13 protein-coding genes are annotated in these 18,276 nt (G+C 53.5%); 9 read left to right on the top strand and 4 right to left on the bottom strand.

Features of this window, described 5'->3' with window-relative positions; genetic code table 11:
* Window positions 1-39 precede the first annotated feature (39 nt).
* Window positions 40-1,047 (top strand): low-specificity L-threonine aldolase, encoded by a 1,008-nt coding sequence (gene ltaE / locus QEN58_RS04280; RefSeq protein ID WP_280105920.1) that lies wholly within the window; start codon window positions 40-42, stop codon window positions 1,045-1,047.
* A gap of 12 nt (window positions 1,048-1,059) precedes the next feature.
* On the opposite strand, the gene QEN58_RS04275 is transcribed toward ltaE, so the two are convergent.
* The gene (locus QEN58_RS04275; RefSeq protein ID WP_280105919.1) at window positions 1,060-1,674 is read right to left on the bottom strand and encodes a LysE/ArgO family amino acid transporter; all 615 of its coding nucleotides are present in this window, start codon (window positions 1,672-1,674) and stop codon (window positions 1,060-1,062) included.
* Between the two features lie 676 nt (window positions 1,675-2,350).
* Between QEN58_RS04275 and gad the strand changes: the two genes are divergently transcribed.
* Both gad and QEN58_RS04265 read left to right on the top strand, forming a co-directional pair.
* Window positions 2,351-3,733, top strand: a complete 1,383-nt coding sequence (gad, locus tag QEN58_RS04270; RefSeq protein WP_280105918.1) for a glutamate decarboxylase — start codon at window positions 2,351-2,353, stop codon at window positions 3,731-3,733.
* Window positions 3,726-5,624, top strand: coding sequence for an aspartate:alanine exchanger family transporter (locus tag QEN58_RS04265; protein ID WP_280105917.1), 1,899 nt, complete (start codon window positions 3,726-3,728; stop codon window positions 5,622-5,624). Before gad ends, QEN58_RS04265 begins: the two co-directional genes overlap by 8 nt.
* Before the next feature lie 335 nt (window positions 5,625-5,959).
* Here QEN58_RS04265 and fhuB read toward each other — a convergent pair whose 3' ends face one another.
* Complete coding sequence (fhuB, locus tag QEN58_RS04260) at window positions 5,960-7,960, bottom strand: Fe(3+)-hydroxamate ABC transporter permease FhuB (RefSeq protein WP_280105916.1); 2,001 nt, start codon at window positions 7,958-7,960, stop codon at window positions 5,960-5,962.
* A 186-nt stretch (window positions 7,961-8,146) separates the two neighbouring features.
* Between fhuB and QEN58_RS04255 the strand changes: the two genes are divergently transcribed.
* Together QEN58_RS04255 and QEN58_RS04250 are read left to right on the top strand one after the other, a co-directional pair.
* Entirely contained in the window at window positions 8,147-9,091 is a 945-nt protein-coding gene (locus QEN58_RS04255) for a siderophore-interacting protein (protein ID WP_280105915.1), read from the top strand.
* Window positions 9,084-9,707, top strand: a complete 624-nt coding sequence (locus tag QEN58_RS04250) for a cytochrome b (RefSeq protein WP_425270305.1) — start codon at window positions 9,084-9,086, stop codon at window positions 9,705-9,707. The genes QEN58_RS04255 and QEN58_RS04250 overlap by 8 nt, the downstream gene beginning before the upstream one ends.
* Here QEN58_RS04250 and QEN58_RS04245 read toward each other — a convergent pair.
* Window positions 9,693-11,339: a cyclic peptide export ABC transporter gene (locus tag QEN58_RS04245; RefSeq protein ID WP_280105914.1), complete on the bottom strand. Its 1,647-nt coding sequence runs from the start codon at window positions 11,337-11,339 to the stop codon at window positions 9,693-9,695. The two genes, QEN58_RS04250 and QEN58_RS04245, sit on opposite strands and share 15 nt — an antisense overlap.
* Before the next feature lie 166 nt (window positions 11,340-11,505).
* Here QEN58_RS04245 and QEN58_RS04240 point away from each other — a divergent pair, with 166 nt between their 5' ends.
* The 4 genes from QEN58_RS04240 (at window position 11,506) to QEN58_RS04225 (ending at window position 15,801) form a co-directional block, all read left to right on the top strand.
* Complete coding sequence (locus QEN58_RS04240; RefSeq protein ID WP_280105913.1) at window positions 11,506-12,798, top strand: lysine N(6)-hydroxylase/L-ornithine N(5)-oxygenase family protein; 1,293 nt, start codon at window positions 11,506-11,508, stop codon at window positions 12,796-12,798.
* A 174-nt stretch (window positions 12,799-12,972) separates the two neighbouring features.
* Window positions 12,973-13,818: a formyltransferase family protein gene (locus QEN58_RS04235; protein WP_280105912.1), complete on the top strand. Its 846-nt coding sequence runs from the start codon at window positions 12,973-12,975 to the stop codon at window positions 13,816-13,818.
* Window positions 13,819-14,057: 239 nt separating this feature from the next.
* Entirely contained in the window at window positions 14,058-14,810 is a 753-nt protein-coding gene (locus tag QEN58_RS04230) for a TonB-dependent siderophore receptor (protein WP_280105911.1), read from the top strand.
* A 43-nt stretch (window positions 14,811-14,853) separates the two neighbouring features.
* Window positions 14,854-15,801 (top strand): ABC transporter substrate-binding protein, encoded by a 948-nt coding sequence (locus QEN58_RS04225; RefSeq protein WP_280105910.1) that lies wholly within the window; start codon window positions 14,854-14,856, stop codon window positions 15,799-15,801.
* A gap of 46 nt (window positions 15,802-15,847) precedes the next feature.
* On the opposite strand, the gene QEN58_RS04220 is transcribed toward QEN58_RS04225, so the two are convergent.
* The gene (locus tag QEN58_RS04220; protein ID WP_280105909.1) at window positions 15,848-18,022 is read right to left on the bottom strand and encodes a TonB-dependent siderophore receptor; all 2,175 of its coding nucleotides are present in this window, start codon (window positions 18,020-18,022) and stop codon (window positions 15,848-15,850) included.
* Window positions 18,023-18,276: the final 254 nt, after the last annotated feature.

Raw genomic sequence — 18,276 nt, 5'->3', positions numbered from 1 at the left:
GCCCTTGTTAGTTGAATTCAGCCTTAAAAAGGAGTTTCCATGATTGATTTACGCAGTGACACGGTGACCCGCCCCTCCTCCGCCATGAAAGATGCCATGATGGCCGCGCCGGTTGGCGATGACGTGTGGGGCGATGACCCAACGGTGAACGCGTTCCAAGCGAACCTTGCGGAGCAGACAGGCAAAGAGGCGGCGTTACTGTTTCCTAGCGGTACACAAAGCAACCTAGTGGCACTCATGGCCCACTGCGAACGAGGCGATGAGTACATTGTTGGGCAGTCAGCCCACACTTACCGTTATGAAGGCGGTGGTGCAGCGGTGTTAGGCAGTATCCAGCCACAGCCCATTGAGAACGCCGCTGATGGCACGCTGCCGCTGGAAAAAATCATCACCTCGATAAAAGCCGATGATTTTCATTTTGCACGTACTAAGTTGCTGGCATTGGAAAACACCATCGGCGGCAAAGTGCTGCCCACGGACTACGTATTAAAAGCTACCGAACTGGCACGCGAACATGGGTTGGCAGCACACTTAGACGGCGCGCGACTGTTTAATGCAGCGGTAGCCACGGATACCTCAATCAAACAACTGTGCCTGCCGTTTGATAGCGTTTCACTATGCTTCTCAAAAGGGCTGGGCACCCCCATCGGCTCGGCACTGGTGGGATCGCAAGCATTGATTGACCGGGCACGGCGCTGGCGAAAAGTGGTGGGTGGTGGCATGCGCCAATCAGGGATTATCGCCGCCGCCTGCCAGTATGCTCTAGATAATCACGTGGAGGACTTAGCTGACGACCACCGCCGTGCAACACGCTTGGCGGAAGGCTTGGCAAAGCTGCCAGGGGTCGCGATCACCGCACAGGCAACCAATATGGTGTTCGCCCACTTCCCCGACGAACATGTAAAACCTCTAGCCACCTGGCTAAAAGAGCACGGCATTTTGATCGAGCTGCTTTACGCCACGCGCTTCGTTACCCATCGCGATGTTAATGACGCGGATATCGAAAAAGTAATTGCGGTGATGGAGGCCTACTTTAGTCGCCATTAGCCAGTAAGCGGCTTAGCTAAGAGATGACGCCCCCAAGGCAAGATTCACGGCGATGCCCGCCATCATCAAGCCAATCAGGCCATCGATAATGCGCCATGCGATGGGTTTTGAAAGCCAAGGTGACAGCGCGGCACCACCCCAGGCCAATAGGCTAAACCAGAGTATGGAAGCAGTAGATGCCCCCGCCACAAAAACTCCGGCACTCTCTTGCTGGGCACCAATGGTGGGTATCAGTAGCAGCGTATCCAGATATACCTGGGGGTTGAGCACGGTGACGGCAAGGGTAGCGAAAATCACTTTGGTTAAGCTGCGCGCTTTGCCGGCTTCAGCGCTTAACCCTTGCCGCCCGCTAAAGGCTCTAAACAGCGCCTGAGCCGCTAGCCAGCTCAAAAACACTACGCCCACCCAGCGCATTGCCTCCAATGCGTTGGGCATTGTTAGCAGAAAAGCACTTACCCCAAACATACCCGCCGTGAGCAGGATAATATCCGCACTCATGCATAACCCTGCCGACCACCAGTGGTACTCACGACGAATAGCCAGCCCCAAAATGTAGGCGTTCTGCGCCCCAATCGCCATGATAATCCCGCCGCACACTACTAAGCCCGTTAAGTAGCTTTCCCACATTGCCTAGCTCCCAGTGCCAGAATAAGTACCGTGTTAAACAATCATGGCACCAAGGTAACGGGCAAAATAGATAACTAAAAATCATCCTGCTAATGGGGTATTAGTTTTTCTTATTATGCAGCCGTTTATTAAGGCAGGAAAACGCACAGCGAATCAGTGCTTAGGAGCCCCCATGACCGATACTATTGATACTTACTGAAGCATCATCTAACCAGTAATGCCATAACCTCACTTTAACAAGGCTGAATCAAAGTAAGCCGGATGGAGCAAAACGTTTCCCCTCTAGCTGGGCTGGAATGCCACTGGAATAATAATGCGATGCTCCCCCAATCGTTAGTAGAGTCTACCCAGGCATTCTCCGATAGCTCGCTGACAGCTCCTCGACATGCATTATCGCTTGATATATGCGGTGAAAATATCAGCAGAATTAGCTTAATTAAACTAAACTAATATTGCTGCTTTCCCTGGCGGATTATCAAGTTCCCGCCTCTGGCCTTAGCGAGCCAATTTTGCCGTGAGGCTATCAGCCAGCCCTCTCACCAGCCTGCCACTGGATGGAAAAAGAGCTTTTGGGCACTAGTAGGGAAAGCGATTGGATATGGATTGACTATCCAATAGGCGAATCATGGCTCAGTCGCAACCCCACTATCGTACCTACGCCATAAGGAAATTTAGCATGCCCATTCATCACGTTAATTTAGATGACCAATCGAGCTTACGAGATGTTTATGCAACCAACACTTCAGAAAGGAGCCTACCTAAATTTCGGATACCAGAGCAGCGTACTGAACCCCATGCAGCATACTCGCTGGTGAGAGATGAGCTTTTGTTGGATGGCAATGCTCGACAAAACCTCGCCACGTTCTGCACCACATGGGTGGATGATGAAGTTAAACAATTGATGACGGATGCCGTCGACAAAAACATGATCGACAAGGATGAGTATCCTCAAACAGCGGAGATCGAGAACCGCTGCGTACATATCCTCGCAGACCTCTGGCACGCCCAGAAATCATGGGAAACAGTTGGGTGCTCTACAACGGGTTCAAGCGAAGCAGCAATGCTGGGCGGCCTGGCATTAAAGTGGAAGTGGCGCCAGCGCAGGGAAGCAGAAGGTAAAGACACCAGCAAGCCGAACATCGTGACTGGACCTGTGCAAATCTGCTGGAAAAAATTCGCGCGGTATTTCGATGTTGAAATCAGGGAAGTTCCCCTTGAAGGAGAAGCTCTTGGCCTGCAGCCAGAGGATCTTCGAAAGTATTGCGATGAGAATACCATCGGTGTCGTTGCTACGCTCGGCGTTACGTTCACGGGTATCTATGAACCGGTTGAGGCTTTGGCCTGTGAGTTGGATGCGTTAGAGCGCGATCTAGGATTAGATATCCCCATTCATGTCGATGCTGCATCCGGTGGTTTTATTGCTCCCTTTATACAACGTGACTTGGTGTGGGATTTTCAAATTGAGCGGGTTCGATCTATTAATGCATCAGGACATAAGTATGGGCTAGCCCCCTTAGGTGTGGGTTGGATTATTTGGGCATCGAAGGAAGACCTGCCCGAAGACCTGATCTTCTACGTTGACTATCTCGGCGGTAACATGCCGACCTTCGCGCTCAACTTTTCCCGTCCAGGCGGTGAGATCATCGCTCAATACTACAATTTCTTGCGCCTCGGCCGCGATGGCTACACCGCCGTTCAGCAAGCCTGCGCCGATACGGCGCGGTGGTTAGGCGCTAAACTAGCCAACATTGGGCCCTTCGAAATGGTGTATAACGGGCATGGCGGTTTACCTGCTGTCGCCTACAAGCTAACTGACGCTGACCATGGTTTTACCCTTTATGATCTTTCAGAACGATTACGAATGCGTGGTTGGCAGATAGCCTCCTACCCGCTGCCATCAAACCGGCAAGAAACCGTCGTTCAACGCATTCTGATCCGACACGGTGTCAGTCGTGATCTGGCGCACCTTCTTCTTGATGACATAAAGCGCGCGATTAGTCATCTATCGCAGAACCCTGTGCCACATTCGACCGCAAAACCGGGGTTCCATCATGGTTGAGAGGAAAAAATGCACTAAAGCGGTCAATACATCCTTCGTTTTCAGTGCTTGTTTACCATTAATATTTGTCACAGGGCCTGCAGCGGCCCAACGTGATGCGCCCTCCGAGGGGGGGCGCGTGATCGGGCAGGTGTTCGACAGAGTAGAACCCGTTGTTGAAACTGGCCTTCACGGTTTTTTTCAGCTCTTAGGCAATCAGCCAATCGCGTTCATTCTCCTTGTGCTAACTCTTGGCACGCTGATCGGAAAGTTGAATGTAAAAGGAGTTTCGCTCGGTTCTACTGCAGGCACCTTGCTTGTTGGGGTGGTGCTCTCGATGATCGCCGAGGCCGCTTATGGAATAACCTATTCCATCCCTGGAATTTTATCCTCATTCATGCTTTTGCTTTTCATGTACGCCCTTGGCCTGAAAGTTGGGCCGCAGTTTTTTTCAGGGCTACGCAAAGGCGGGCTCGCCTTTATTGGCATAGGTATTATCGTTTGGGCTTTGAATTGGATCATTTGCTATGTCGGCGCATCGTGGGCAGGGCTGGCACCAGGCTATGCCACGGGGCTGATTTCGGGCAGCTATACTATTACGGCGATTCTCGGGGTAGGCCAAGGAGCGTTAGCTAGCGGCGCCTATACTCCCCCGTCGGGGATGACCATTGAAGAAATTGGGGCCAACATGGCCGCAGCCTATGCCATTAGCTATGTGCTATCGAGTATCGGCATCATCTTGTTGATCCGCTATCTTCCTCGTATTTTCGGTCGTGATGCGAAGGCCGACGCAATACTGGCTGAGGCCGATTATAGTGGTGGTGCTACGCATCCAGTACCTGGGGCGCCTGGGGCGTTAACCATAGGCTTTTCTCCCTATGATCTACGCGCCTTTGTTGTCACCCACGACAGCCTAATCGGTCGTAACCTATCACAGCTGACCAGTGAGTTTCCCCAGGTTCCAATCTTACGTGTCGTGCGGGACGGGGCGGTTTTGGCGCTTTCTGACGAGACTGTTCTTGCTAGGGACGATATCGTGACCGTACGTGCGAATGTACACGACCTAATCCTCAAGGAAGGCGAGTTGATCGGCCCAGAGTCAGATAACCCACTTGCTCGTAACGTGCCTTTGGAGGTTGCAGATATCCATGTGGGCTCGCATGCGGTCTCCGGTAAGACTCTCAAAGAACTAGCCAGCCATGGGACAGGGGGCATTGAGGTACAGGCACTATTTCGGGCAGGTAACGAAATCCCACTTGGGCCTAAAAGCATGGTTACGTTTGGCGACGTACTTCGTTTGACAGGGCCTGACATCGCACTCAAGGCAGCGGCAAAACAACTTGGCGGCCACGCCATCCTGCCCACCATGAAATCCGAAGTACTTTATCTGGCATTAGCCATGCTGGTAGGTTATCTAGTCGGCATTGTCACTGTAAATATTTCTGGTATTCCTTTTTCGCTAGGTACCTCAGCAGGGTGCATTCTTGCGGGTGTCGGTGTTAGCTATTTCCGAAGCAGGAACCCGGAGTTTGGGGGACCTGTCCATGAGGGAGCGCGTAGCTTTCTACAGGACTTTGGACTGAATGCATTTGTTGCCGTTCTCTCCGCCAATGTCGGGCCAAAAGTCATTACGGCGTTGGGGGGCGACACAATCTTATGGTTGGCATTGATTGGTACCATGGGGGCGCTACTGCCGCCACTAATTGCTTTTTGGGTAGGCATTAAATTTTTCGGTCTCAACTCGATTATCGCCGATGGCGCGACTACCGGTGGGCGCAATAGCACACCTGGACTGAACGCCATTATTGAAGAATCGGGAAGTTCGGTGGCCGCTGTTCCCTACCCTGTGAGCTACGCCCTGACGACCGTTCTAGCGCTAATAGGGGGTTACTTATCAATGATTTTATCCTAGCCGATCAGTCACGCAAACAGACAGAACGGTAGGAGGCCAGTTTAAAATGTCCTCTTGTCGCTAATTTTAAAATCCTTATTCACACCCCCAGGCCAGCCCATCGCGGCTGGCCGCTTCACGCTTCTCACCGACGAAAAATCCGCGTATAGACGATCCCGTATGTCGCGCAGTTTCGCCATGCGCCCATCAACCTGGACGACCAAAGCATACCAACCAACACCGTCACGAGCGCGATAACGCCCGGTATAGCAAGCGAGAACTAGGTCAAGTAAAGCGGGACACCTAACGTCACTCCCCAGTATCTTGTTTTCTGTCGCTGTTAAAGGTGCTAGTGATTACAACCGCCGCAGCCCCCACATAAAGTAAGCCCCGCCAATCAGTGAAGCGACCAGACCCGCCGGAATTTCATAGGGGAAAATAATCTGACGACCCACCCAGTCCGCCAGCACCATCAATAGCATGCCGATCAACGCACCACCCAGCAGATGCTGACCCGCCCGAGAGAAGCCGACCAAGCGCGCCATATGCGGCGCCAGCAGGCCGATAAACGACAGCGGCCCCACCACTAAGGTGGCGCAGGCGGTTAGCAGCGCCACCAGTAGCAGCAACGCCAAACGGGCACGGTTGAGCGTTACTCCAAGCGCCTTGGCCGTCGGCGCGCCTAACGGCAAAATATCCAGCCAGCGAGTAAAGGGCAGCGTGACAAGCGCCAGCACGGCGGCAATGCCCCCGACCACCACCGCATTGGTGATATCCACGTAGTAGGTGGAGCCCGCCAGCCAGGCAATCACCTGCTGGCCACGCGGGTCGCCGCCTGCCAGCATTACGCTGCGCACCGCATCAAACAGCGCGCTGATCGCCACCCCGGTGAGCAGCAAACGCTCGGGGAGATAACCGCTCTTGCGGTTGATACCCACCAACACCAGCAGCGTCGCGAAAGCACCCAGGGTACCCACACCAATCAGCATCATATTGGTGGGCGCAGGCAGCAGGAAAATCCCCAGAATCAGCGCAATGGCACAGCCACCGCTGATACCCAGCACTTCAGGGCTGGCCATGGGATTGGCAGAAAGCCGCTGGAGTATCGTCCCGGCAATCGCCAACATCAATCCGCTGGCGGCGGCCGCCATCACCCGGGGCATGCGCCACTGCATCACATTCCAGTTATCCGGCGACAGCAAGTACCAGCCATCAACCCCCTGTCCAACGAGCAGCCCAAGCAGCGTGGCGCCCAGTAGCGCAAGGATTAAACCGGTAGCCAAACGGGAAGGCGCAGGATGACGATGGGCGAAAACACCCGCTCCTTTCGGCGGCTGGTCGCCCTGGAGTTTCAGGCGCGGAATCAGCCACATTAACAGCGGCGCCCCCAGGGCACCGGTAATCGCCCCGGTAGGAATAAAGGCCGCCACCATGCCACCGAACTGCTGCAACAGCAGATCAGTGGTAGCCAAGAGCACCGCCCCTAATAGCGTCGACCAGATTAGCCGCGGCCCTAAACGGCGCGCACCGGCCATGCGCACGATATTGGGCGCTGCCAAGCCGATAAAACCGATGATGCCTACCACGCTGACAATGCTGCCGGTAATAAACACCGCCAACCCCATGCCCGCAAAGCGCAGATAGGTCAGCGAGACTCCCAGGCTCTTGGCGCTGGCATCATCCAACTCCAGCACCGCCAAGGGGCGCAGCAAAAACCATGCAGCTACGCAGCTAATCGCCAGCCGAGGCCAAAGGATGGCAACGCCGTCCCAGCCGTTTTGCGCCAGAGAGCCCGCGCCCCAAATCAGTAGCCCCGAAAGCGCCTCGTGGTTGAACAGCAGCAGTGCCGTGGAGAGTGCCCCCAGGTACAGATTGACCACCAGGCCCGCCAGCACCACCACGATCGGCGCCAGCCCACGCCGCCAGGAGAGCAGGAAAACTAGCCCAACCGCCAGCGCACCACCCAACAAGGCGACCCATTCGCGCCCGGCGACAAGCAGTCCCGGCGCCAGCAAGGTGGCGGTCATCAGCGCCAGATTAGCGCCCGATGCCACCCCCAGGGTGGTGGGCGAGGCCAACGGGTTGCGCAGCACCTGCTGCATCAGCACGCCTGCCAACCCCAAGCCGCCACCAGCGAGTAGCGCGATCGAAAGGCGCGGCCACCAAGCGTAGTAAAGCAGCAGCTCGTCAACGTTCTCAAAAGAAGGGGCCACTAATGCCTGCAGGCCCAGCGCGAAACCGCCCTGGCCCTCTAGCCCCACCCAAAACAGCACCACCATCGGCAGACTAAGTAATAGGCAGGCTTTAGCGGGCGACATTCCCCCCATTCTTTGGGCAAATTGCGTAGCGCCTAGCATAGCGAGCACCCTTTTGTGATAACCGGAAAGTTCACTAAAAGAGACGTGATAGGCAGCAGCGTCATTTTCTTAGCCTTACTATTTAAAGAAACGAGTTTATGGAAATTAGCGATTGAATAATTAACAATGATTCTAAATGATAACGATTAGCACTACAATTGACTCCTTATATAAAGGAGACATCATATGGCAGCCAAACCGAGCTACCGGCTTTTCGATATCACCCTCGCCCGGCGCACCCAAGTCAGCCCCTCATTAGTCAGGTTCACCTTTACTGGCCCAGATGTTGGTCAAATGGATACCTACGCCCCGGATCAGCGCATCAAGCTGTTCTTCCCCGAAGGCGGTGGCAGTCTTGACCCGCTGTTTGAGATTGCCAAGCTGGAAGAGCACGACTGGTACGGCGCCTACCGCGCACTGCCGGATGCCCAGCGCCCCGCTGCGCGCACCTACACTATTCGCGCCCTGCGCCAGGAGCAGGCCGAGGTGGACGTTGAGTTTGTACTCCACGGCGACAATGGCCCCGCCTCACGCTGGGCAATGCACGCCCGCCCGGGTGACAGGCTAGCCATGACAGCTCCCGACGCCAGTGCGGAAGGCCCAAAGCTGGGCTACGAGTGGAAGCCACCCCAAGGCGTACAGCGTATTCTGATCATCGCCGATGAAACCGCCCTCCCCGCCGCCGCCGGTATTTTGGAATCCCTTAATGACCTGCCGCTCAAACCCAAAGTCGAAGCGCTGCTCGAAGTGCCTCGCGGTGACGACGTTCAGCCGCTGCCCCAGGCCGCCAAACTGCGCTGGCTGGCCCGTGACGCTGAGCCCGCATGCCAACACGGTGAGCTGCTGATGAGAGCGCTGCGTGATATCGATTTGCATAGGGAGATTCAAACGCTAGGCGGCATGCCTGCTAATACCACTACCAGCGCCACGACCAACGAAGAAAGCAACGATGAGGACGGCCCGCTCTGGGAACCCGCCACCCTGGACGACAACGCGCCCTTCTACGCCTGGATCGCCGCTGAAACCAAGGTCGCCATGAAGCTGCGTCGCTATCTGGTCAACGAGTGCGGTCTACCCAAGCAGTACGTAACCAGCATGGGCTACTGGCGACTGGGCAAGGCCAATGGTTAAGGGAACGGTAAACAACACGTCGTTAAACAGTAGACACACAAGCAAGCCAGCTCAAACGCCTATTGGTTGGCGAGACAGCTCCAACTGCTATGGGCGAGTCAGCCGTGCGCTTCACTGGTTGACCGCAGCGCTAGTCACGCTGCAATTTACCGTGTTGCTGGCTTGGCGGGGAATGGGCGAAAACGCTATCACGCTGTTCTTGGCGAGCATCGGGCCTCACGGCTCATTAGGATTTATGATTCTGATCGTGACGCTGGTTCGCCTTGGCTGGGCATGGATAAATCGCAAACAACGCCCGCCCCACACGCCAGGGCTAGGTGGGCGCTTGGCGCGCTTTGTCCATATCACCTTTTATGGGCTACTAATGTGGTTGCCCGCTTTCGCTATTTTGCGCCAGTACGGCCGCGGCGGGGCGCTACGCTTTTATGGCATGGAGCTGCTACCCGAAGCGGAACGCGAGATCACTTGGATGATCGCCCCCGCCGAGCTTCTTCACGGCCCGCTCTCATGGCTGCTAGGTGGATTAGTCATAGGCCACATCGCAATAGGGCTGGTTCACCGCTTCTGGCTTAAAGACCGGGTACTGGCGCGCATGGTGGGTTCAAGTGGCCGGTGAGGGTTCCGCCAGCGGCTCTTCGGCAATCTCTGACTCAGCAGTCAACAGCTTGCCACTCTCTAGCCGCACCAATCGATCTGCGAGGTGGAAATAGCTGTCATCGTGGGTGATGACCAGCACCGCTTTGCCCATGCGTTTTAGCTCGGGCAACACCTCGCAGTAAAACACCTCTTTGAATAATGGATCCTGATCCGCCGCCCACTCATCAAACACCAAGAAGGGCCGATCCTCAAGGTAGGCAACCACCAGCGCCAGACGCTTACGCTGGCCCTGGGAGAGTGCTTGGGTGGTAAACGCACCGTTTTCAACTCGCACCTTGTGTTGCAGATGCAACTTGGCCACCAGGCGGTTGCCCTCTTCGTCAAGATCTTCCCGCGGCGCTTCCAACAGGCGCTCGAAGAGGTGGAAGTCTGAGAACACCACCGAGAAGAGCTGCCGGTAGGCATCCCAGCCATCCGCTTCGACCCGCTCGCCATTGAGCAATACCTCACCACCTTCCGGCGGGTAAAGTCCCACCACTACTTTGGCCAGCGTGGTCTTACCGCTACCGTTGCCCCCCACCAGAAACACCACTTCCCCCGGCGTAAAGCTCAGATTAATCGGCCCCAGCTCAAAGAAGTCATCGCTCTGCTCGTGGTAGTACTGATGGGTGACGTCGCGCAACTCAAGACGCTGCAAATCAGACACCCGAGGTGACGCTTGCCTCTCCTGCCCCTGGGGCATCTCTCGTGTGATGTCATCAATTCGACTAGCGGCTACCCGTGCCATATTGATCCGTGGAATATTGATCAGCAGGCCTTCAAGGGGCGTCACCATAAACACAAACACCAGGGCAAAACCGGTCATTACCTGGGTTTGGTTAGGCCCATCGCCCGCCAACACGAACAACACCAGACCGATAAAGGCGTACATCAGGAACTGCCCCCAACTGGTCGAGATCACGAACAGCGACATGCCATAGGTACGCAGCCGCCGCACGCCTTCAACCGACTCCCCCAGTATCTGATCCATAAAGACCCGGCTCTTGCGCTGGTGCAGGCGCAGCTCTTTTGCTCCATCGGTTAGCGCGCGGAAATGTCCAAACAGACGATCCTGCTCTGACGAGGCATCCTGGAGGTAGTGGATAGCGCGTAAGTGCACAAGGTGGTAACCGACAGCACCCAACCCAATCACCCCAAGTGCAAACAAAAACACCTGCCATGAAAGCATTGCCAGATAGCCCAAGCACCCCACCACGATGACCGTATTGGTCAAAATCACCGGCAAGCTAACGAACAGTACCGCCACGTTGTTGCTGTGCTCGGTGAGTGCCGACTGGATCCTCGCACTGCCCACACGCTCGAACTGAGCAAAGGGGGTCTCGGCCACGCACTGGGCGACAAAACTGCGCAACTCGGCCAGAGCACGCTGCCCCAGCCGCTCAAACAGCGCCGTCGACACCATCCGACAGACCATTAGGGCCACAGCAATCCCCGCGAAGCCCCAAGCCGCATTGGCACGACTGGCGGCATCGCTGTTTAACGCCGCGTTGATTTGGGCAATCAGCAGCACGCTGAAAAGCCCCGAGAGAATACTGGCCAGCGCAGCAGCGGTCATCAACCCGCGGGTTCGACGAATTAGATAGGGAAGCACATTCACCTCATTGGAAAGCAGTACCTACCCATACAGACGAACCACCGCTGCGAAAAGTTAAACACCTTTTTTGTAAACATGCCTCATTCTCATTCGTCTTTAGATAAAGAAGTCAGTACGCCGCCCTTCGGTGTTTTTTATTGACACATCAGCCACGAGGACTCTTATGCATATTCACGACTTGATCGGCATCGGCTTCGGCCCCTCCAATATTGCCCTGGCCATTGCGCTCGACGAACAGCGCCAGGCAGGGCAAGCGAAGGATGCCTTGTTTATTGAGCGTCAGCCCTGCTTTGCTTGGCACCCGCATATGCTGCTGGACAATGTCCATATGCAGATTTCTTTCCTCAAAGATCTGGTCACGCCGCGTAACCCAGGGAGCCGTTTCAGTTTCCTCAATTATCTTCACAGCAAAGGCCGCCTGCAGGACTTTATCAACCTGCAGACCTTCTTCCCCAGCCGCCACGAGTTCAATGACTACCTAAGCTGGACTGCCAGCCATTTTGAACACCAGTGCACCTATGGGGAGGATGTGTTTGAAGTGCTGCCCGAAACTGACAACGACGAGGTCGCCTATCTCCGCGTGCGTTCACGGGATGAGAGTGGCGCGGTGCAGGAAAGGCTCACCCGTTCATTGGTAATTAGCGTGGGCGGTGCGCCCAATGTTCCTGAATGCTTCGCCGGGCTAAAAGACGACCCACGGGTCTTCCACTCCAGCCACTATCTGAGAGAGCTGGCGAAGCAAGACGCCCCCAAACGCATCGCCGTAATCGGTGCGGGCCAGAGCGCCGCTGAGATATTCCTGGATCTGCACGGCCGCGAAGGCATCCAGGTGGATCTCATTAGCCGGGCGTGGGCCTTTAAACCCTCCGACGATAGCCCCTTCGTCAACGAGATTTTCAATCCCGAATACACCGACTACGTGTTCAACAACCCCATCGGCCAGCGGGAAGCACTGCTGCAGGAGTATAAAAGCACCAACTACTCAGCCCCTGATTTGGCGTTGATTCAGGAGATTTACGATGTGTTCTATCAGCAAAAAGTAACTGGCCAGACCCGCCACCGCTTCCGCCGCCGCCATGAGGTTATTGGTAGTCAAGCAGGCCCCGAAGGTATTGAGCTAAATGTTCGCGATTTAGAGAGTGGCCATACAGAGTCCACTCGCTACGACGCCGTTGTGTTAGCCACCGGCTATGTACGCGACACCCATAAACAGCTACTGGCCCCCGTAGCGGACTACCTGCCTGACTTTGCCGTCAACCGCCACTATCAGCTCTACACCAAGCCCGAGTTCAAACCAGCTATTTTCCTGCAAGGCAGCTGCGAGCCCACCCATGGTTTAAGCGATACCCTGCTGTCGATTTTGGCGGCACGAACAAGCGAGATATGCGATGCATTAGATCATGCAGCAGCTTTTTATGCCCCTTCACCCTGCAAGGAGGCAGCTACTACACCTTAGTTTTCACCAACTCACTTTCATAAATCGTACCAGTGGTCAGGCCACCTCTTGGCCACTGGACGTAGCAACTAGATGCCGTTCTTCAATACATTCTCGGTTAGAGCACAGGCGTTGAAGCAGCATGGCTGATGCACCTTAAGGCCACCATCTACTATTAAAAAGCATGGGTAAAACATGTCTAAATTAAAACTAGCTTATATCCTGTCACTGAGAAATGCTGCAGCCGATAAAGCTGGGCAATACATTGAGTATAAGGGGGAGAAACAGTACATGATGTCCCCTCTTGAGTATCTGGTGACATCTCTCAACGAGACTCCGCTAGGCGATGCCTACTCTCTGGAGACTGTGATTTATGATGACGATGAAGGCTCAATAAAAGACCAAGAGAAGCTCAAAGACTATGGTTTCTGTCGTCAACTAGGAAAGCCATGGATCTTGCCACAAGAACTCTTTGTGAAGGGATGCCACATTGACGATCTTTTCTGCTCTATACCATCCACTTACCGACGCTTACCAACCGACTCGCCCGATAGACTCCCTGCGAAATCGACTTTCGAAAAAAGCTTGCTAGAAAAGTTAGTGGCAGTCGGAGCAGATGTCGTCGTCCTTGATGGCCTATTAGTCATTCTAGACGAGCTCATCCGCCCCCAGAGCCCTTTTTATCGCAAGATCGTCAATATCCATCCTGGGCTTACGCGCCAAGACTCTCCATATCAAAGACGGGGTGCCTCTGCAACATTTGATGCACTATACGCGGCTCAAGGAAAAAAAGTTATCAACTGGCAGACAATGGAGACCGAAAGCGTTCCTGCTATCAACAAGACTGGCGCCTCACTCCATTATGTAGACAGTGGAATTGATTCTGGCGAAGTCATCTACGACCTATTGGAAACTCATATCGACCCAGATGACTCCATCATTGAATTACGGTGGAGAAACTTTAATAAAAGCCTATTTCCCGCGCTTCACGAGGGGCTGGAAGCTCTAAAAAACGACATCAAGGCTTCCTCAACGTGCTGAATTAATTGAATAGCCGCAGCACTAAATCAGACAACGACACTTCGTGCTCCCTTACCTGTGAGCACGAAGTCATCGCACCATAATCTTAAGCCAATCCTCAATTTTGGTTTGAATTCAGGATTACCCCCTTTCGGATGCTCACACGAAGTTGACATCAAGTTGCAAATACTCATAATAAAAACAATAACAATTAGCATTTACAAAAAAATCAGAATGAATCTAATGCAAGGAGAACATTCGTGAACCAACCTTCTTTCTGCAAACGGTGGCTAACCACAGCTATTGCTGTTGCTGCCTGTAGTGCCCCAACGGCTGTGCTTGCTCAGGATGCTGAACAACGTACCTCGTCAGGTAGTGGATCTTATACCGAGCTACCTACACTGCAAGTGACAGAAAGCCGTATCTATGAAGAAGCCACAGGGCCAGTGCAAGGGATTGCAGCAACCCGAAGCGCAACAGGGACTAAGACCGATATACCGATTATTGAAACACCCCAATCTATCTCGGTAGTGGGAAGCGAGGAATTTCGCAACTATGGAGCCCAAAATTTCACCGGTGCTCTGGGTTACACAGCCGGAATTACTAGCACCTTTGCCGGAGCTATCGATACTACTAATGACTCTCTGATGGTTCGCGGTTTTCCCGTCTACGAAAACTATCGCGATGGAAGCAAATTTCAAGCTAATACTTCCGACGGCCAACAGGAGCTCTATGGCCTCGAACGAATAGAGGTACTGAGAGGCGCTTCTTCGGTTCTCTATGGCGTGTCCTCTCCTGGTGGTGTGGTTAACGCTATTAGTAAACGTCCCACCAATGAGCCTTTGCGCGAAGTTAACGTCCAAGCAGGCAGCTATGATCGGCGCCAAATCTCTGCAGACTTCTCCGATGCCCTTGATGAGGATGGGGTCTGGAGCTACCGACTCACTATGCTGCACCGTGACAGCAATACCTTCATCGACCATGTGCCCGATGATCGTAATTTGGGCATTTAATATTCATTACGAAGCTGTTCATCCACTCAACACAGGCGTGATCGTGGAATATCAAAATGGTACTTTTTGTCGTTACGTACGCCGTAAAGCCACTGCATTATCGGGTACTCTGCTAATCAGTTTATTGATGAGTTCCGCTTCAGTGGCGGGAAATGAAAACGATGAAGCGCCATTAGCGACATTTGATTTCGCCATTGCAGAGACTCTCAGCGCGATTGGTCACCCTCCCAGGTTTTTAGCAGGTTTAAAGGGTTACGAAACCTACTCGCGCCAGGAGGGCGTCATCCCCCTGGCGACTAATCTTGGTTCCCGTTTTCTTCCTAATTATGAGCTTCTAGCAAGCCACCCTCCCCAGCATATTCTGATTTCTCCGCCCGCCCATGCCAGCTTACTGCCGAGGCTAAGAAAAATTACTGATGTTATTGAGTATCCGCTTTATAACTATGCCGATGGTGATGGCAACCATAGCGACTGGGAAACGATTGAAGCGTTGACTCGTCAGTTGGGTACCCTCGTCGATGACGCTGCCGCATCTGAGCAGTACATTGAGCAAACCAACCGTTACTTTGACGACTTAAAAAGCCAGCTTAGCAGCATCGACGAACCTGTCTTAATGGTACGCCTCGTGGATGAGCGCCATGCCCGTGTGTATGGCAAAGGAAGCGTGGAAGGCATGGTATTCAATCGCCTTGGCCTTCAGAACGCCTGGCAAGGCGACCTAGGCCAGTGGGGTATGACGACCGTTAGCGCGACACCTCTATTTAGCATCGACGCTAAAATGATATTCCTTGAAAGCCCCTATGACCCTCCAGGGGGGCAACGTCAACTACTCGCTGATGGCCAGTGGCGGCACTTACCCATCGTGAAAGAAGGCAACTATCTTATTATTTCTACCAACTACTGGTCTTGGGGAGGGCTACCTGCCGCACGGCATTTTGCCGACAGTCTTGCCAGCCATCTAATTGAAAGCGCCGCACCGCCAGCAAGATAGGCGATGCGGCGCGAGCGATTAAAACACTTCGTTCAGTCTCTATGCGCTACCACTTGTAGGACACGGTACCCAGAACGGTGCGTTCGGCCCCCCAATAGCAACGCCCTCCGTTGTTACAGCGAGCAACATATTCGCGATCAAAGAGGTTCTTGGCGTTGAGCTTAGCACTCCAGTTATTGCCGAAATCATAACCGATTGCCGCATCGACTAGCGTCTCGCTACCTACCTCGAGTGTGCCATAATCAAGACTCTCTGGCGGATAGGAGTAGGATTTGCCCAAGTAACGGACACCGAGACCCGTTTGCAGGCCGTTCAGCGCCCCTTGACGGAAGGTGTAATTAGCCCAGACAGAAGCCTGATGGCGCGGAATGCCGGTAATTTGCTCATCTTCTAAACGCGAACCGGCATCTTCGACAATCCTGGCATCGATATAACTATAGGCAGCAGTAAGGCTCAGACTTTCGTTAATATCGCTCTTAACCTCTACTTCTAAACCCTGAGATTGTGTCTCACCAATCTGGCGATAGTCACCGGAGCTGCCGTCGTAGCTAACGTCATCTTGCTTAGTGATGTCATAAGCAGAAACCGTCACCTGGGTGTTCCAGCCTTCAGGCTCATACTTCACTCCTAGCTCTACCTGGTCGCCAGTGATGGGGTTGAAGTTATCTTCAGTGTTCAACTGAACCGGTACGAAAGTAGTAGAGTAGCTAACGTAAGGAGAGACGCCGTTAGCAAACTGATACATCAATCCGGTTTGCCAACTGAACGCTTCGTCGGAGCGCTGAGTATCGTCATTGGCTGCGGTATAATCATCGTATTCACTATCTGCCCAGTCGTAACGACCGCCCACCAATGCAATCAATCCGCCGACTTTGCCCTGCCATTGAGCATAAGTTCCGGCCAAATTTTGCTTTAGATCGCCATCACTAGAGAGACTTGAGGTTTGCGGCTCGCTGCTATACTGAGGGTCAAAAATATCAATAAGATAGAATTCACCACTGGCGATGTCACTAGCATACTGGCTCTGTACGAATGACGTCCTATCGAAGCTGGCGCCGAACAGCAGAGTGTTGTCGAGTGCTCCGGTGGTCACGTTGCCGACCACTTGGTTATCAATAGAGTAGATTCTAGACTCATTGGCCCGGTCAAGATTATAGGCGCCAATATTAGAGCCGTAACCTGCATCAACGAACTGCAACCAAGTTTCCTGCCGATCTACCAGAGATCGTGTATACCGCCCGTTTTGGCGAAACGTCCACTCATTATCAAAGCGGTGCTCGTATTCGTAACCCAATGTCCAGAATTCTCGGTCAAAACCATCCCAGTCGGGGTGCCCCAAGTTGGTATCGGTAGCCAATTTACCGCCTGGATTGTCAAGCAGTGTGCCCGACGCCGGCAGCCCCAATTGCATCTCGGTGCTGTCCTTTTGATATTGGCCCAGCAGTGTCAGGGTGTCCCTGTCACTAAGGTCGATGGCCAAAGAAGGGGCAAAGTAGATTCTGTCATCCCCCATGCTATCGATTTGCGTGTCGGCATCGCGAACCAAGGACACCATTCGACCACGGACGCTGCCATCTTCATTCAGAGCGCCCGATACATCAAAGGAAAACTGCCTGCGATCATGGGTTCCATAGCTAAGATTGACCTCTCTCTGACGTTCATAAGTAGGGCGTTTACTGACCAAGTTCACTATTCCACCGGGCACATTTTCTCCGTACAGAATCGAAGTCGGCCCCTTGAGCACTTCGACCCTCTCTAGACCATAAGGCTCTGCAGATGTGGCGTAGGCATTGGACTGAACACGTAGGCCATCACGATAGATGCCATAACCATAATCACGCTGGTTCATGCCACGAATGTAGAAAATATCGCCAGCCAGCCCCTCGCCGCCAGGGGAGCTGTACCTGTTAACCCCTGGTACGTACTCCAGAATATCTTCCAGCGTTTGTGCGCCCTGATCCTCAATCTGATTCCTCGTTACCACCGAAATGGAGCGTGGTGTCTCGGACAGTGGGGTATCTGTTTTGGTTGCCGTTAGGCTACGTTCCGCCTGATAGCCCACATCCGGGCCCTGCGCCCCTACCCTTTCTGCGGTTACCGTTAGGCTCTCCAATTGCGAGATCGATTCTTCCTCCTGAGCTGCTGAATAAACTGGCACCGCAACCAATGTGGCAACCAACAACCCGCTCTGACAGGACAGCGAGTATTTTCCCTTGAACATACAACCTTACCCCTTTTAGAAGTTTGTGAAACTTACGGTAAAGCAAATTATTATGATTATTATTTGCATCTTATAGTAAAAACTTGCCCTCCCTCAAGCTCCCTTCGCCACCTTCTGTTATCGAACTCTGAGAAAAATCTCTCGAACCAATAAATACCGGCGTTTCTAGCTACTTGCGCGACCCCAAGCAGGTCGTTGGTAATGCCTGTAGTTCATTTTTTCTTAAACCGGGTATTGCAGAGCACATCAAAAAT

Origin of the sequence: Halomonas alkaliantarctica (genome assembly GCF_029854215.1) — a bacterium.
In the GTDB taxonomy this organism is placed as follows: Bacteria; Pseudomonadota; Gammaproteobacteria; order Pseudomonadales; family Halomonadaceae; genus Vreelandella; species Vreelandella alkaliantarctica_A.
Note: the sequence above shows the minus strand (reverse complement) of the source record. Positions and strands in the feature narration are given on the sequence as shown.

Bases quoted from the DNA above. Each gene is read 5' to 3' on its own strand.
- ltaE (WP_280105920.1), top strand. From the start codon at position 40: ATGATTGATTTACGCAGTGACACGGTGACCCGCCCCTCCTCCGCCATG.
- QEN58_RS04275 (WP_280105919.1), bottom strand. From the start codon at position 1,674: ATGTGGGAAAGCTACTTAACGGGCTTAGTAGTGTGCGGCGGGATTATC.
- gad (WP_280105918.1), top strand. From the start codon at position 2,351: ATGCCCATTCATCACGTTAATTTAGATGACCAATCGAGCTTACGAGAT.
- QEN58_RS04265 (WP_280105917.1), top strand. From the start codon at position 3,726: ATGGTTGAGAGGAAAAAATGCACTAAAGCGGTCAATACATCCTTCGTT.
- fhuB (WP_280105916.1), bottom strand. From the start codon at position 7,960: ATGCTAGGCGCTACGCAATTTGCCCAAAGAATGGGGGGAATGTCGCCC.
- QEN58_RS04255 (WP_280105915.1), top strand. From the start codon at position 8,147: ATGGCAGCCAAACCGAGCTACCGGCTTTTCGATATCACCCTCGCCCGG.
- QEN58_RS04250 (WP_425270305.1), top strand. From the start codon at position 9,084: ATGGTTAAGGGAACGGTAAACAACACGTCGTTAAACAGTAGACACACA.
- QEN58_RS04240 (WP_280105913.1), top strand. From the start codon at position 11,506: ATGCATATTCACGACTTGATCGGCATCGGCTTCGGCCCCTCCAATATT.
- QEN58_RS04235 (WP_280105912.1), top strand. From the start codon at position 12,973: ATGTCTAAATTAAAACTAGCTTATATCCTGTCACTGAGAAATGCTGCA.
- QEN58_RS04220 (WP_280105909.1), bottom strand. From the start codon at position 18,022: ATGTTCAAGGGAAAATACTCGCTGTCCTGTCAGAGCGGGTTGTTGGTT.